The following is a 15,558-nucleotide window of genomic DNA, read 5'->3' on the forward strand; positions in this document are numbered from 1 at the left end:
ATGAGCCTGCGACCTCACTGGACCCGGCATCTCGAAAAAATTTGTTCCTGTCTGGTTCAGGCGCCGAGTGTGCTCATCGCCTCAGACTTTGACGGCACGCTTGCTCAGATCATGGATTGCCCATCCCGGGCGGTGTTGTCGTCGGAGGCTCAGATGGTGATCAAAAGTCTCGCGACGCTGCATCCGCGTGTGAGGCTGGCATTTCTTTCCGGGCGGTCGCTGGCTGATCTCGCCTCGCGTTTGCCGATTGCCCAGGAAAACATTGTTCTGGCAGGCAATCATGGTTTGGAAATGAGCGGTGCCGGACTTGACTGGATGCATCCCTCCTCAGCTCAAAACCGGCCGCAGATAGAGGCGCTTGTCACGCAGCTTCAATCCCTTGCAGGTGGCATTGAAGGAGCTCTGATCGAAGACAAGGGGCTTGGCCTGACCCTGCACTACCGACGCGTCGCCAGCGCTGATCTTCCGCGTCTTCATGCAGCCGTGCTGCAGATGGTGCTCCCCGCAGGCATCCGCCGCGCAGATGGAAAAAAAGTTGTCGAGTTTCGTCCGCAAGTAGACTGGCACAAAGGCCATGCCCTGCGCCGTATCCAGCAGCATTTCGACATTGCTTCTGAATCCACCTTGTTCCTGGGAGACGACGTCACCGATGAGGACGCCTTCCGAGAGCTGAACAGCCGAGGCATCACACTCCACGTCGGCCTGGAATCCGCCGCAAGCTTCGCCGGTTTGCACGCCCGGCATCCGGAGGATGCGGTACAGTTTCTCCGCGCTGTTAGTTTGATGCTTGGCGCATCATAACCAAAGGTTGAAGGACGGGCGGCTATACCAGGCTCATTCTTTGGCAGAGGCGCTTGATGTCATCTGCTCCGGAGCATGAGAAATCAGCCGAACACTCAAATCATCACGCAATCGAGGAAGTCGGCGACGAACTCATTCTTCGGATGCTCGCGAAGTTGCTGCGGTGAGCCGATTTGCTGGATGTCTCCTTCATGCAAAACGACGACGCGGTCGGCGAGTTCGAAGGCTTCATCCTGATCGTGCGTGACAAACAAGGTGGTGACTTTGGTTTCGTCGTGAAACTGGCGTAGCCATTTGCGCAGGGTCTTGCGCACCTTGGCGTCGAGGGCGCCGAAGGGTTCATCCAGCAGGAGGACCTGCGGGCCGACGGCGAGGGCGCGGGCGAGTGCGACGCGCTGCTTCTGGCCGCCGCTGAGCTGGGACGGGTAGCGTGAACCGTAGCCTTCCAGGGCGATGCGGCGCAGGAGTTCTGTGACGGCTTTGTCGATTTCTTCGCGATCGGGCCGTGTGGCACGTGGCATGACGCGGAGGCCGAAGGCGATGTTTTCCGCGACGGTCATGTGATTGAAGAGGGCGTAGTTCTGGAAGACGAAGCCGGCCTTGCGCTCGTAGGCACTGCGGTTCGTGACGTCGGTGCCATGGAACTGGATGCTGCCTGCGCCGGCGTCGGCGAATTCGAGTCCGGCGATGATGCGCAGCAGCGTGGTCTTGCCGCTGCCGCTGGGGCCGAGCAGGGCGACGAGTTCGCCGGTTTTGACTTCGAGGTCGACGTTTTTCAGCGCCTGGAAGCTGCCGAAAGATTTGGAGATGTGGTGGATGTGGATGCTCATGCTGCTCCTCGGCGGGTGGTCGTCAGAGTTTTCAAAATCAGGGTCACCAGCGCCAGCAAGGCCAGCATGGAGGCGACGGCAAAGGCGGGAACGAACTGGTATTCGTTGTACAAAACTTCGATGTGCAGCGGCACGGTGTTGGTCTTGTTGCGGATGTGGCCGCTGACCACGGACACGGCACCGAACTCGCCCATGCTGCGTGCGTTGCAGAGAATGATGCCGTAGAGCAGGCCCCATTTGATCTTGGGCAGGGTGACGCGCCAGAACATCTGGAAGCCGTTGGCACCGAGGGTCATGGCGGCCTCTTCTTCAGCCTGGCCCTGCGCCTCCATCTGCGGAGCCAGGATGCGGGCGACGAAGGTGAAGGTGACGAAGATGGTGCTGAGCACGATGCCGGGCAGAGCGAAGATGATCTTGAAGCCGTGCTCTTTCAGCGCCGGGCCAAATAAACCCTGCGCGCCGAAGAGCAGCACATACACCATGCCGGCGATGACCGGGGAGACCCACAGCGGCAGCTCGATGAGGGAGGTGAGAAAGCGCTTGCCACGAAACTGAAAACGCGAGACGCACCAGGCTGCGGCGAGGCCGAAGAGCGTGTTGAGCGGCACGGTGATGGCGGCGACTTTCAGCGTGAGCCAGATGGCGTGCATGGTGGCGCGGTCATCGAAGGCTTCCACGAAACCTTCCCAGCCTTTGCGGAAGGCTTCCTGAAAGATGACGACGAGCGGAAGAACAAACATGAGCCCCATGAAGGCCACGGCGGTGCCGATGATGAGGCCGCGCGAGAAGAGGGAGTCGGAGGTAGCTTTGCGAGGCCGGACGGTGCGCGGTGGATGGATGTCGATGATGGCGGCCATGCTTTAAAAATGCGAAAGGGGAGGCGGTAAGTGGAAAAAAAGGAAGGGTGATTCGTCATCTCATTCCCGTGCGTTTGCGGCTCCACTGAGCGAGCAAGTTGGAGAGAACGAGGATGGTGAAGGAAGCGGCGAGCATGACGACGCCGATGGTGGCGGCACCGGAGTAGTCATACTCTTCAAGGCGCATGGTGATGAGCAGGGGGGCGATCTCGGTTTTGAAGGGGAGATTGCCGGAGATGAAGACGACGCTGCCGTATTCACCGACGGCGCGACCAAAGGCGAGCGTCATGCCGGCGAGGGTGGAAGGCAGCAGCGCGGGAAACACGATGCGTGTGAGCGTCTGCCAGCGGTTCGCGCCGAGGCAGGCGGCGGCTTCCTCGACATCCATGGAGAGATCGGCGATGACGGGCTGCAAGGTGCGCACGACGAAGGGAAAGCCGACGAAGGTGAGCGCGATGGTGATGCCGAGCGGTGCGTAGGCGGCCTTGATGTCATGCTGCGCGAGCCAGGCGCCGATCCAGCCATTGGGCGCATAGAGGGTGACTAGGGCGATGCCTGCGACGGCGGTGGGCAGCGCGAAGGGGAGATCCACCATGGCATCCAGCAGGCGGCGGCCGGGGAAGGCGTAGCGCTCTAGCGCCCACGCGGTGATCAGGCCGAAGACGGCATTCACCAGCGCGGCGGCGAAGGCCGTGCCGAAGCTGAGCTTCAGCGATGAAATCACGCGCGCCTGCGTCAGTGTGGCAAGCATGTGCTCCCATCCGCCGCTGGTGGCCTTCCACACGAGCATGGAGAGCGGGAAGAGCACGATGAGGCTCAGGTAGGTGATGGTGAAGCCAAGCGAGAGCCTGAAGCCGGGAAGGATATGGCGTGGGCGTGACAAGGGATGAAGCAGGCTGGTTATCAATGAGCTCGTGGTGCAAAGTGAATGCGCTCCACTCGTGAGAAGCGCATTCACAGGGGGGCGGTGGGCTTACTTCCCTTGATAGATCTGGTCAAAGATGCCGCCGTCATCGAAGTGCTTCTTCTGCGCCTTGGCCCAGCCGCCGAAGTCGCCGTCGATGGTGACGAGGTTCAGCTTTGGAAAGCGGGCGCTGTATTTGGCAGCGGCTGCGGCGTCACGCGGGCGGTAGTAATTTTTGCCGATGATTTCCTGCGCCTCGGGAGAGTAGAGGTATTCGAGGTAGGCTTTGGCGACTTCGGCGGTGCCTTTTTTCTCGGCGTTCTTGTCTACCACGGCCACGGTCGGCTCGGCGAGGATGCTGATGGAGGGAACGATGATCTTGGTCTGGCCGGGGAACTCGCGCTGGATGAGCCAGGCTTCGTTTTCCCAGGAGAGGAAGACATCGCCGATGCCGCGCTGTGCGAAGGTGGTGGTGGCGGCACGCGCACCGGTGTCCAGCACGGGCACGTTCTTGAAGAGCGCGGCGATGAACTCCTTCGCTTTGGCTTCGCTGCCGGTTTTCTTCAGCGCATAGGCCCAGGCGGCGAGGTAGTTCCAGCGGGCACCGCCGGATGTTTTCGGATTCGGAGTGATGACGTTCACGCCTTCTTTGACGAGGTCGTCCCAGTCCTGAATGTTCTTCGGGTTGTCCTTGCGCACGACAAACACAATGGTGCTGGTATAAGGCGCGCTGCTGTTGGGCAGGCGCTTCTGCCAGTCTTTCGAGATCAAGCCAGCCTGCTGGCCGATCACATCAATGTCTCCGGCGAGTGCGAGCGTCACGACATCGGCTTCGAGGCCGTCGATGACAGCGCGTGCCTGCTTGCCGGAGCCGCCGTGCGACTGGTCGATGCTGACTTTTTTGCCGGTGGTTTCCTTGTAGTGTTTGGCGAAGGCCTTGTTGTACTCCGAGTAGAGTTCGCGGGTGGGGTCGTAGGAGACGTTGAGCAGCTCAAAGTCGGCTGCGTGGGCGGTGAGGCCGAAGAGAGCGGCGGAGAGGAGGCTGAGGCGTGTTTTCATGATGTTTGAGAAAAGAATGGGAAATGACGAGGTTTGAATGCGGAATGGTGGATCGGGGAGTTCGAGGTTTGGCTTCAAAAGAAGCGATGACTGAATTCAAAGTAGGCAAAGTTGGTGCTGGGGCGCTGCAGCTGGCGCTCCACAAAGCCGCCCGCGGCAAAGTAGGAGTAGCCAATGGTGAACTCTGTTTTCGCGTCCCAGGTGTAGCGGGCGCGGATGTCGAACTCCTGGCCCAGGAAGTTCCCGCTGGCCCCCGTGCGATCTCGGGCGTTGTTGGCCGCGTTGAAGCGGTCCGTGCCGCTGGCGAGCCAGTAGTAGCTGTAGCCGAAGTCCACGCGCAGATTGTGGCGCGGCTTGAGTTCCACCCGAACTTTCGGTGTGCTGATGTTTTCAAAGACGATGTAGTCGTTGGCCGACCACGGACGGCCGAAGCCAAAGAAGCGCTCGAAGCGGTTGTCCGTGCTGTCGTTAGGATTGCGGTCGCCGCTGGCGTAGCCGTAAAACAGGCTGACGCGCGGTTTCCACGGATTGGAGCTGAGGGTGTACCCCACCTCCACCGTGCCGGCATAGGCACGCACCTTGCTGGTGCCGTTCTGACCAAACTGGTAGTTCATGCTGGCGTCGTAGTCGAAGCCCGTGGCACCGATGATGCCGTAGCCGCGCAGGCCGGGGTTATGCACCATGCGCTCCGCCACGCCGCGATAGGCGGACTGATGCAGCGCGAGGTAATAAGGCTCCAAGGTGATGACGTCTGACCACTGGCGCAAATGGCCGATGGCGGCATACATCCACTGCTGCTCCACAGGACGGTCCATCTGATACAGCAGACGGTTCAGCGGCTGCACGGCGAGGAGGTCGAGCTGCCAGTCGCTGCTTTCCTGGCCAATGCTGGCGTGGAAGCCCTGAAAGGCGTTTGCGGTGTTGCGCCACTGGTTGTTGCCGATGAGGCGGCGGTCAAGGAATTCGAAGTTGTGAATCCCGTAGCGGATGCTCAAGGGCCGGGCGTTGCCGATGGAGTCATGTCCGAAGAGGTCTTTGAAATAGAGCTCCACATAGGCGCGGATGATCTCAAACTCGTTCACGTCGCGGTTGTCACGCGCATACCTGCTGTTTTCGCGGCGTGAGTCCTGCATCTCAAACGCAAAGCGAAAGGGGTCGAGGATGTCCTTGATGCCGATGTAGGCGCGCGTGCGGTGAAGGAGGGGCTGGTCCACTCCCTTCTGCGCCCGGCGCAGGTCGTTGTCGCGGTACTCATAGCGGAAGCGGTAGTCCAGGCCCACATCGAGCCATTTGACGTTCAGCAGCGAATCGACGCCCAGCTCGCTCACGTTGCGCACATACTTCGGCGGATCTGGGTCACGCGTGGTGCTGTAGCTGAGCGGGTTTTGGTAATAGGTGCCGCGAGTGAGCTTCTTGGACTCCACTTCAGCAGCAAAGGCAGCGGTCGCGGTGAGGAGCAGGAGACCAAGCGCCTGTGTCAGGAAGCGCTGATCCAGTGTTCTTGTCGAAAGGGTCTTTTTCATGTTTGAGCGGCTGCGGAACGGTGGCCTGTGTTTCGGTTTGGGACCGACCTGATCCTTTCGGATCACGCGTTGGGACAGCGCCTGAGATGCTTCAAACAGATGCTTATGCATGCTTCGAACACCTCCGGTGGTCCGGTCAGTCTCTTGAGGGTGGCGGGGAATCCGGGCGGATTGCTTCGGCCTGCGTTGAGTAATATGTTATAAAATACATACGGCAAGTAGGAATTAAAAAAATAAGTCATGCGCTGGTGCGGCGGCGAATCCCCCGGCTTCTCAAAGGCCGGATGTGTTTCATCGTTTCTGCCGGATGGCGGGTTGTATCTTTTTGAATGAGCCGCGTTTTTCCGGTTGAAGGTTTTTAAATCATATATATTTAATAGGAGTAAGGCGCACCTGACCGCAGACCGCCGGGAGGCATTGAGATTTGACCGCCTCCATCCGGTGTGCCGCATCACGCGATGTGAAGAGCGGCGGTAAAACAACCGGCACAGAAAAATAACAGCCGCATTCCATCATGGACAACGATCAAAAATTCACGCTGCGCGAATGGCTTCTTGAGCAACTGCTTCAGGAACAGCAGGTCATTCAGCCTCCCAATGCCAGTCTTCTCGCCACCTTCAAAAGCAGCCTGCGGCTGCTGTCGCATGATTATGCCGTGGTGGTGGTGGTCTCAAAACTCCCTGCACAGCAGCTCGTGGGAAGACCTTTGCAGCTGCTGATCACGCCGCGTCAGCCCGCTGCAGCCGCCATCCTGATTCGTGTTTCCGGTGTGCTGACATTCACGGATGAAAGCTGCGCCGGTCTGGACTTCAAACCGTCTGCGGTGGATGTTTCGAACACCCAGGCGGGCATCCTTCGAGGAGAGTTCCGGCATGAGGATGCGAGCCCGCAGGCCATCATCGGTCATCTGCATCATGTGCTGGATGTTTTGCGCCACACCTCCCAGCCTGGCGTGGCATTGAGCGCGTGAACCATTCGGAACTGCCTCCTATGTCAGCACTTCGCATTTCCTGCTTTGGCATTCTGCTCAAGCATTACCTGCTCCGTCACCACGCCGATGCAGTCGCTCCGAAAGGGAGGTTCAGTACTGCCATTGAGCACGCCTTGTCAGCTGTCCCAATTGATTTCCAGATTCATGCCGATGTTCCCGAACGAACCTGGGATGCCACCATGACCGAGGAATATCTTCAGGTTCATATCAGCCTGCGACTTCCGGATGAACCCTTGGGAGGCGTGATCCTGCTGTCTGTGCAGGGCATTTTATCCCGTGGTCGTCAGGAGCCGGCAGTGAATACTCTCATGCCGGGCCGTCTCAATCTCGCTGACTCCACAGGTCTGCATCTGGGTGCTCTTCAGATACAGACAGCGCTGGCTCTGCTGGCGCAGCCGGTGATCACCGCCGTGGTGGTGAGCGAATCCCGCATTGGAATTTTCCAGGCCATTCATCAGCCCACGCGGTTTAAAACAGCACGGCGGCCGCATGCGGAAATCAAGCTGGCCCGCGTGGCGTGATCTCACACTGCGCGCCGCCGGCGCTGCAGCAGCAGGGACAGCCCGACCATCGCCAGAAGCGCACGGGAGGGCTCCGGCGCTGCGGCTACGACGCTGAGCGTGCCGCTGGAGTAAAGCTGGCTCCAGTCCCAGGCAAGACCAAGTGAGCTGAGATCGGGAAGGCCGGTGATAGTGTCAAAAGTGCCGGAGACGGAGGACCAGTCGATGAGATTCCATGTCGATCCCGCCACCCATGTGCCGCTGGTGACCGGCAGTGCTGAGTGGATGGTGAGCGTGGCTCCGTTCAGTGTCACCGCGCCGCCGCTGAAGACGAGGAGATCATTGCTGCCGCCCGGAGTATTGAGCGTACCGCTCGCAGCGCCGCCGATGATGTCGAGCTCGATGCTGCCGCTGAGCGTGAAGCCCGCGCCGGCCTGCAGCGTGAGAGTTTGCGCATCCTGAACTCCGTTCTGACCCGCGAAGATCACTCCGCCAGTCTGCTGGGTCAGGGCCGCGCCCGCAGCAAGCGATCCCGCAGTGCCACTGCCGCCGAGGCGTCCGCCATTGGCGATGGTGAGCGAGCCCGTTCCTGTGGCAGAGCCCGTCGCGTTGTTCACCACCAGGGTGCCGCCACTGACCGTGGTGCCGCCGCTGTAGGTGCTGGCTCCGGCGAGAATCCACACGCCTGTGTCCCGCTTCATCAGTGCCACGGCATTGGTGCCGCTGGTGCCCGCGCCCGTGTTGTTGATGATGGCGCCCTGAATCGTGTTTGCGTCGGAGTTGCTGCCCTACCTTTATGGTGGGAATTAAATGGCCTATAACTCCTATTCGACAAATAGACTATAAAATTGTTCTGTCATTGTTTTGTCACAGTTCGCCTGTCACGTCCTGAACAAGGTGAGCAACGCGGAGGCGGTGATGACTGAAATGCTCAGGGCTGAAAGGTGCGGAGGCGGCCGGTGGCAGCATCAATCTGGACGGTGACGAAGTTTTTGAGCTTCGCGTCACGCAGCTGTGCGTCTTTCTTTTCATGCAGGGTGAGGAACCATGGCTTGGCAGGCTGGAGCGCGGGGCTGCCGTCTGAGTGGAAGCGCAGGGCGATGTAACGGCCGTAGATATCCGATGCGCTCTCCTGGAAACCGAGGTCGATGATGGAGGAGCGGGTGGCGTCTGCGCTGATTTCGATTTCCTGATCGAGGCTGGTGACGGCGCCGATGGGTTCAAAGACGTCGGTGGCAGGGGCGTTGGGGACATCCTCCGGCGGGCGGAGGGTGTGGATGCGCAGCTTCCGCAGCGTGGGCCGGCCGTCGATGAGATCGGCAGCTTCATAAACGCGGAGTTCGGCGTCGGTGTTGAAGAGGATGGCGAGGGACTGGGCCTCCATGAGGCGGTTTTGCACGGCCTCTGAGGCCGTGCGCAAACGCGCCGAAGCGGCCATGCCGGCGATGTAGGGCGCGCTGAGCACGGCGATGACCGTGATGATGCTGACGACGACGATGAGCTCGATCAAGGTGAAGCCCGGGCGGCTGTGATGGGTGCGAAGAATCATGTGAGGTGCTGGTATTCAGTAAGTGCGGGAGTCCCAGCGGGCATTGCGCAGGGGGACGGTGCTGGAGAAGACCGTGTAATTGAGGCGCTTTTGATTGAGCCACGCCTCCAGGCTGGCGAGATCTGCATCGTAGGCGGTGGCATCGGTGAAGGGCGCAGCGGCCTGCGCCAGATAATCCACGGGCGTTTGATTGTACTCCTGCGCCCATTTGGCGGCGGAGGTTTCATCCAGTGCGACCATGGTGACGACCACGAGCGGAGGCAGGAGGTGCTGTGTGCCTTGCGTGGCATTGCCCGCAGCATCGACGGTGACTTTATCCACGGCGGGGGTGGCGTTGTTCACGTCGAGGGAATTGTAGGTGTAGCTGGGTGCGATCCAATACGGGGTCTTCTTGGTGGCGAGGGCGGTTTCTGCAGAGACGCGAGGTGAAAGAACAAGCAGGATGATGTTTTCCGCCACGATGCGTGTGGATTGTTCGAGGTCCTGCCGGAACCAGTCGATGGGATGCGTGTAGATGGTGTTGCCTTGGAAATAAGTTGCCTGTTCTGACGGCGGGCGGTATTCCACGAGGCGGTAGCGGTAGCGCACGGGAATGGTGTAGTCGGAGAGGAAGGGCGGGCGGTTGGTGTTGTCATCGCCAAACTGGATGGCGTAGCCACGTGCGTTGAGCAGGCTGCCGAGGCCGTTTTGGTCGTTCGTCAGCCCCAGAGGTGCCTGGAAAAAAGTGGCATGGCCCGGGGTGCTGGCGGGAGTTGCTTTCCCACCGAGCAGCGTGGTGGCCGGGCCGATCTGAAACTGCAGCTCCGAGAAGCGGATGTAGGCGGTGGGTGGAGTGACGGTACCGGTGGCAGGTGCGGTATTGGAGCCGGTGGCTTTGTAATAGTAGTCCCAGTAAGGATTCAGCGTGGCCTGGGAAAGTGTCTTGGTGATGAGTTCAAACGCCTGGCGTGCCTCACGAAACTGCTGCGTCTTGTTATGCACTCCGGTGACGGAACGCCGCACGGAGTCCAGCGCCGTGACGCAGGCAAGCATGAGCAGTGAAAGCAGGACCATGGAGGCCATGAGCTCCACGAGAGTGAATGCCTGCCTGCGGCGTGAATGGAAGGAGGTGGGTTTCATTTGCCAGTCCTCGCAACGACGTAGGAGTAGAGCTTGTAGGTGGCAGGCTGTGCTTCGGTGAAATTGAAATCAGCGGCGGGTGTCTGCTTCAGCTTCACGGTGACACGGCGCAGAAAGGCATCGTTGGTGCCGGTGTTGCCGGGAAGGAGCACATCGGTGGCAGGAACGCCGACTTCGGCGACGAAGGCGATGTCGGCCTTGCTGCGGCCTGCGGGATCGACAGGGACGGCGTAGGCGTCAAAATAGTAGCGCTGCTTTTGCTGCGCACCGGAGGCCTGTGACTGATCGAGCGTGCCGAGGATGTGCTGGGAGATGCGCGAGGCGGCGGTGATCTCGCCTGCGGTGCGGACGTTGGTCACGCCATGAGGGATCAGGCCCATGATGGTGGTGATGCCAAAAGCGGCGATGGCGAGAGCGAGGGTGACTTCCACCAGGGAGAAACCCTGCGAATGCGTGCGGAGGCTGGAGGTGCGGATGTTCATGGTTTTTGTTTTGGTTTGTGAGGAGGGTCAGTTGCCGAACTTGCGCTTTTCGAGGACGCGGAACTGGTAGTGGTTGTCGAGGCTCTCGGGAGAGGCGGTGGTGCTGGAGGTGAAGTCCGGGAGATCCGCCTGAGCGGGATCAAGGAAGCGGTCCACCACGGCGGAGCCGCGGTACTCGCTCTCAAAGGTGTCACCATCGGTGATGGTGTTGACCGGTGTGGAGCGTGCCTTGCGGATGATCTGTGCGATGTAGTGGACGCGGTAGGTGTTTGAACGCGTGGTGATGCGCGGGTAGAGATTGGTGTAGGGGCGCTCGCGGGTGTTGTCTCCGGTGAGCCGGCGGGTGGCCCAGAAGCTTTCCATCTGAGTGTAGTCCGCGACGTCACGATCCGGGACGAGATGGACGTCGCAGATCTCGCTGGCGCTGAGGAAGATCTTGCCGGCCTTGAAACGTTGCTCGAACTGGGCGAGGGTCTTTTCCGCGTCGATGTTGTAGTGCCAGCGCTGGCCGCCGGACGTGGTCCAGAAGGTGTTTTGATCCGAGGACTTTGGGAAGACTTTGTAGTTCGGCGCGTCGCTGGTGGGTACGGCGGTGATGCGCTCGCTGGCAAGGAGGGCGTGCAGGCCGCTGGCCCGGCGGATGTTGGAGAATGGGAGGATCTGGTAGTTCAGATTGATCTTGCCGGCGGTGGAGAAGGGCTCGCTGATGGCGTAAGGCTCCACGACGGGCATCCAGAAGTATTCGAGCAGCAGATGGTCGGGAGGATTGGTGCCGCCGAGTTTGGACGGGCCGCCGGGGTGGCCCTGCTGCGGGCGGAACTGCAGGGTGCGCCAGGGTTTGCCAGACTTTACACCGGTGGGCAGAGAGCCGAGCGCACCGGGGGAGGCGATGAGGCGGTTGGGCGTGAAGAAGACGTTGTCCACCGTGGTGTGCTGGTTGGATTCACTGAGGTAGGGGACGCCACCATTGGCGACTTTGTTCACGTTGCCCTCATCGGGTTTGTTGATGTAGGGGCCGTCGCGCGCTGGGCCCGGGCCGTTGTCAAAGTCGCCGTAGAGTTGTGCAGCCGTGGTGGCGGCGTTAAAGTAGGGGAGATCCGGGATTCGAGTGTTTGGATAAGTGGCTCCGGCCTTGGTGGCGACGAGACGGCTGGGGACGTCGGACTTGGTGCCGTAGTCATATCCGGGCAGCTGATTGGAAACGAAATTGGTGAAGCTGTGGGCGAGCCTGCGAGTGCCGAAATAGCGATGCGGCTGCCACTGGCTGGCGTCCACCACGTTCATGGCGGAGGTGAGACGGTAGTCGCCATGCTTGATGGTGACGGTCTGCACCACGTCGCTGCCTTCTTCGATTTCGGCCTGCGCCACGCTGGAGGAGACCTGTGGCTTGAACAGGCGGACTGCAGAGTCTTCGGCATCAAAGCCGAAGAAGTAGGCACCGCGGGCGGGCTGTGAGCCGGTACGGGCTGCCACGTTGTCCCGGAAGATGCGGCCACGCTGAGTGGCGGTGCTGTTTTTCGTGAAGGTGCTGTAAAAGCCTGAGGAATCGTTTCGGATGGCGGTCTCCTGGGCCTTGGTGAGGCTGATGCCGAGGGCACCCCGGCTGTAGAATGTCCACCAGGCGGGAGCTTCCAGCTTGTCGTTCGCCGCAGTCATGGCGTTGTTGAACTGCCGCACCAGCGTGGGGGCGGGCATGGTGGGTGCAGCAGGGAAGCTGGGTGTGAGCGTTTGTACAAGGACGGCCTGAGTGTCTCCGCTGGCGGGGATGCGGTTGAGGTGTCCGCTGTAGATTTCGATGCTGAGATCCGCCTGGGAGAAGTTCATGGGCTTGCTGCCGTCACGGCCCACGTCGATGTCGATGAAGTTGCTGAGGAGGTTGTAATTGATCACGCTGGTGTCATCGCCAGAGGAGGCGGAGGGTTTGACTTTCCAGTCGGCATTGCCCCAGTTGTTGTCAGCGGTCATGGGTGCGCGAGCGACGGCCTCGCGACCACGCAGGACGCCTTTGAGACCGATGCCGTAGCCGCCGGTCATCTGGCTGCCTGTGTTGGTGGCACGGCGTCCGGTGTAGAGGAGTTCGCTGTCATTGGGGAAGAGCTGCTGCCCGTTGACACGGAATTTCTTGAGGCCGGAGACGCGCACGGTGAACTCGGGTTCCAGAAGCGTGTATCCTGCGGCAGGCACGAAGAACTCCAGCAGCAGGCGTGACTGGATGCGGCGGATGCCGGGCTGCAGCGGGGTGTTTTTGTTGAGCTGGAAGTTCCAGTTTACGGACTGGTAGCCTGGATGCGCGGGGTCCGGGCCGTAGGGGAATCCAGCGGTTTTGGGCCAGGTTTTGGTGTTTGCCTTTTCGCCGCGGAAGGGATTTGGAGTGGGCACCGGGGGGAAGTTTGAATACCAGCGAGCCTGCGGTGTGGTGCCATCCATTGTGGGCGCGGTGCGGCCGCCGGGCCTGCCCATGTTGGGATAGACTTCGGGATAGGTGTTGGCGGGGTCGTCGGTGTTGTCTGCGGCGCAGATGAAATGCAGGCCGACTTCGGTGACGGTGGGGAAGCGGCCGATGCCCTGGTAAGTTTTGCCGCCGGTGGCCCACTGTGATGGCGTGACCTGGCCGTGGCCGGGATAGCCCAGTGCCTCGACGAGTCCAGAGCCACTGGCGTCCGGGCTGTCTGGGTCTGAGCGGAAAAAGCGTGGATCGGTGAAGGTCTTGAACTGAAACGTGCGCGATGAACCGGAGGCGTAGCCAAGGAGGAAGTTCTGCGTGGCATCGACGCCGGGAGTGATGACCTTGGGGTCCTGCACAATGTTGCCGTCATGCAGGTTGGTGCTGCGGACGTAGTCGAAAATTTCGACGAGGATCTGCCGCAGGTCATCGCCGTACTTGGCTGAGAAGTTCTGGCTGGGCACGGCGGCGAAGCCGGGCATGGGGTTTTGCAGGAGAGTGTGGAGATAATTCAGCAATGCCTGGTTTTCAGGGCGCTGGATGTCCTGCGTGGTGGAGTCTGCGTTGCCACGCTGGAAGATGTATTTGCGCAGGCCGCCGGTGCCGCTCTGGCGCAGGGTGGAGCAGAAGGCGATGAGCTGATCGTACGAAGTGCCGTAGTCCGTGCCGCGATAGTTGACGGGCCACAGGGCGATCTTGGGAAGGCCGTGTAGATTCAATTCTGGAGAACGGCTTTGTGCGGTGAGGAAGAAGCCTTTGCGCTGGAGGACGTCCCGCGCCTGCACCCCAAGGCCGAAGTTGTTTTCTGTGCGGTTTTCCTGCAGCAGATATTCATCCAGGCTGGCATAGAGCCGCTCTTTGCGAAAGGAGGCGAGTTTGATCTGGGCGATGCTGCTGTCCTGGAAGGACTTGGTGCCGCTGACAGAGCCGCCGGTGCCGATCTTGGGCGTGAGGCGATAGATGACATCCTTGTCTGGAGGAGTGAGCGTTTTGCCGGGAAAGAGAATGGGGCTGAGCGCGGTGGTGGCGGGATGGCCGGGATAGCGCTGGAGTTCTCCATTCACAGGCTGGTAGCGGGCATAGGCTGCATCGTCTTCGTGGTAGAAAGTGGGGACGGCCCAGGGGGTGGGCTCGGAGGCGGTGTTGATGTTCACCTTGCTGCTCTCGTCATCGGTCCAGAATGCGATGCGGCCGACGATGGGATTGTCCACAGTCGGTGAGACGGCAGCGACGAATTTGTTCTGCAGGTCCAGCGTGCCCATCGTGCCATCGCGCAGCAGATAAAGCCACTCCACCGGCATGGGCAGGCGCTGGCTGTCTCCTCCGGTGGTCTTCACTCCGGTGACGGTGCGGCCGTTGACGAGCTTGTCTGAATACGAGAAGCCGCTGACGGTGTCAGTCTGCCCGGTCATGGCGCGTGGATCGATGATGGGGAAATGCAGCGTGGTGGTGCCGGTGGTATCGATGCGGTGGATCGGACGGTTCAGATCGACGTAGCGTGCCTTGAGCTCCTGCCAGTTCGTTGGCGGAGTGTCATTGAGCAGGGAGACTTCGGCATCGGTGCCGCCGTTCACGACCATCTGAGAGCTGGAGTAGAGCTTGTATGCAGCGAGCAGATCTCCGGAGGCATCATGCTGGCGGATGAGTCCGGGCTGGGAGGTCCAGACCTCACGGCCGATGTTTTGCGCGTTCGGCGTGGTGCCTTTGCGCAGCTGCGCGATGGCCACGTCCACCGCGAGATCGCCAAACTGACGCACCTGCTGGCCGCTGGCGTAGCGATTGGCTCCTTTCAGCTCAGAACCGGACATGGAATACACGGCGAGCATGAGGGTGAGCATGAGCGCAAGCATGAGCACGACCATGACCAAAGCCATGCCACGGCGGCGGGAGCTGGAGCGGGAAGCGGAAAGTTTCATGAGAAGAAGCGGGGGCTGAAGCGCCGTGATGCCTGGAAAGAGGGCGTGCGCGTGGAGAGGCTGATCCTGAAGCAGGAAGCCAAAGAGACAGAACAGACGGGTGCTGAGGAAAGACGAACTGGCAGGGGCAGCCCGTCACCACATCAACTCAACGACATTCACAAAGCCGGAGCATGGCCGGCGTCGAAGCGAGAATGGGGAAGTCTGAGTGCAGGGGATTTTTCATTTGTTCCGTGGGGTGGACCGCAGCCTTTCCCATGGAGGGGATTCGGACGCGGGCGCATTTTGAAAAGTCCTTCCGTTTTCGGATCGGTTCTTTGATGAGCTGTTTTAAAGCATATCTTTCTAGTGGGAGATTAAGCTTTTATATCACTCTTGTCCAGTAGGAATATAAGGCTTTTTGTCTTCCGGCAGATTTCGGACGCAGCCGGTGGCGCGGACGGGTGAAAATTGCTTTTTAGCGCCGTGCTGAGAGGTGGCGCATGAGGCAGCCACCACCCCTGGAGACAGAAGGGCGCAGTTTTTGAAGCGGCTGAGCACGCCAGGGCATGAGTTCAGCGAATCTGCGCTTGCAACAAACAGTC

The 15,558-nt window shown here is 60.4% G+C and carries 12 protein-coding genes and 1 pseudogene; 3 read left to right on the top strand and 10 right to left on the bottom strand.

Translation table 11 applies throughout. The annotated features are described in order from the left end of the window. A complete protein-coding gene (gene otsB, locus AC24GY_RS21930) occupies positions 1–801 on the top strand; it encodes a trehalose-phosphatase (RefSeq protein WP_487687219.1) in 801 nt (266 codons plus the stop codon). A gap of 113 nt (positions 802–914) precedes the next feature. On the opposite strand, the pseudogene AC24GY_RS21935 reads toward otsB, so the two are convergent. The 5 genes and pseudogenes from AC24GY_RS21935 to AC24GY_RS21955 form a co-directional block, all read right to left on the bottom strand. Next, positions 915–1,631, bottom strand: a pseudogene (locus tag AC24GY_RS21935) (sulfate/molybdate ABC transporter ATP-binding protein); the annotation flags it as partial. Further along, positions 1,628–2,488: a sulfate ABC transporter permease subunit CysW gene (gene cysW / locus AC24GY_RS21940; RefSeq protein WP_487687222.1), complete on the bottom strand. Its 861-nt coding sequence runs from the start codon at positions 2,486–2,488 to the stop codon at positions 1,628–1,630. The gene cysW and the pseudogene AC24GY_RS21935, both read right to left, overlap by 4 nt. 55 nt (positions 2,489–2,543) lie before the next feature. Then, positions 2,544–3,371 (bottom strand): sulfate ABC transporter permease subunit CysT, encoded by an 828-nt coding sequence (gene cysT, locus AC24GY_RS21945; protein ID WP_487687225.1) that lies wholly within the window; start codon positions 3,369–3,371, stop codon positions 2,544–2,546. 90 nt (positions 3,372–3,461) lie between these two features. Next, on the bottom strand, positions 3,462–4,451 hold the full coding sequence (locus AC24GY_RS21950) for a sulfate ABC transporter substrate-binding protein (protein WP_487687228.1): 990 nt from the start codon (positions 4,449–4,451) through the stop codon (positions 3,462–3,464). 74 nt (positions 4,452–4,525) lie between these two features. After that, a complete protein-coding gene (locus AC24GY_RS21955; protein ID WP_487687231.1) occupies positions 4,526–5,974 on the bottom strand; it encodes an alginate export family protein in 1,449 nt (482 codons plus the stop codon). A 514-nt stretch (positions 5,975–6,488) separates the two neighbouring features. Between AC24GY_RS21955 and AC24GY_RS21960 the strand changes: the two genes are divergently transcribed. Together AC24GY_RS21960 and AC24GY_RS21965 are read left to right on the top strand one after the other, a co-directional pair. Then, positions 6,489–6,944 (top strand): hypothetical protein, encoded by a 456-nt coding sequence (locus tag AC24GY_RS21960; protein WP_487687233.1) that lies wholly within the window; start codon positions 6,489–6,491, stop codon positions 6,942–6,944. A gap of 134 nt (positions 6,945–7,078) precedes the next feature. Further along, a complete protein-coding gene (locus AC24GY_RS21965) occupies positions 7,079–7,486 on the top strand; it encodes a hypothetical protein (RefSeq protein WP_487687236.1) in 408 nt (135 codons plus the stop codon). A 2-nt stretch (positions 7,487–7,488) separates the two neighbouring features. Here AC24GY_RS21965 and AC24GY_RS21970 read toward each other — a convergent pair whose 3' ends face one another. The 5 genes from AC24GY_RS21970 to vccA form a co-directional block, all read right to left on the bottom strand. Continuing rightward, on the bottom strand, positions 7,489–8,166 hold the full coding sequence (locus AC24GY_RS21970; RefSeq protein WP_487687238.1) for an autotransporter-associated beta strand repeat-containing protein: 678 nt from the start codon (positions 8,164–8,166) through the stop codon (positions 7,489–7,491). Between the two features lie 230 nt (positions 8,167–8,396). Next, positions 8,397–9,014, bottom strand: a complete 618-nt coding sequence (gene vccD / locus AC24GY_RS21975; RefSeq protein ID WP_487687240.1) for a Verru_Chthon cassette protein D — start codon at positions 9,012–9,014, stop codon at positions 8,397–8,399. Between the two features lie 15 nt (positions 9,015–9,029). Beyond that, entirely contained in the window at positions 9,030–10,133 is a 1,104-nt protein-coding gene (gene vccC / locus AC24GY_RS21980) for a Verru_Chthon cassette protein C (RefSeq protein ID WP_487687243.1), read from the bottom strand. After that, on the bottom strand, positions 10,130–10,615 hold the full coding sequence (gene vccB / locus AC24GY_RS21985; RefSeq protein ID WP_487687246.1) for a Verru_Chthon cassette protein B: 486 nt from the start codon (positions 10,613–10,615) through the stop codon (positions 10,130–10,132). Before vccB ends, vccC begins: the two co-directional genes overlap by 4 nt. Positions 10,616–10,642: 27 nt before the next feature. Next, positions 10,643–14,974 (bottom strand): Verru_Chthon cassette protein A, encoded by a 4,332-nt coding sequence (vccA, locus tag AC24GY_RS21990; protein WP_487687249.1) that lies wholly within the window; start codon positions 14,972–14,974, stop codon positions 10,643–10,645. Between the last annotated feature and the right edge of the window lie 584 nt (positions 14,975–15,558).

The sequence above is a fragment of the Prosthecobacter sp. Pr1 genome (assembly GCF_057652315.1).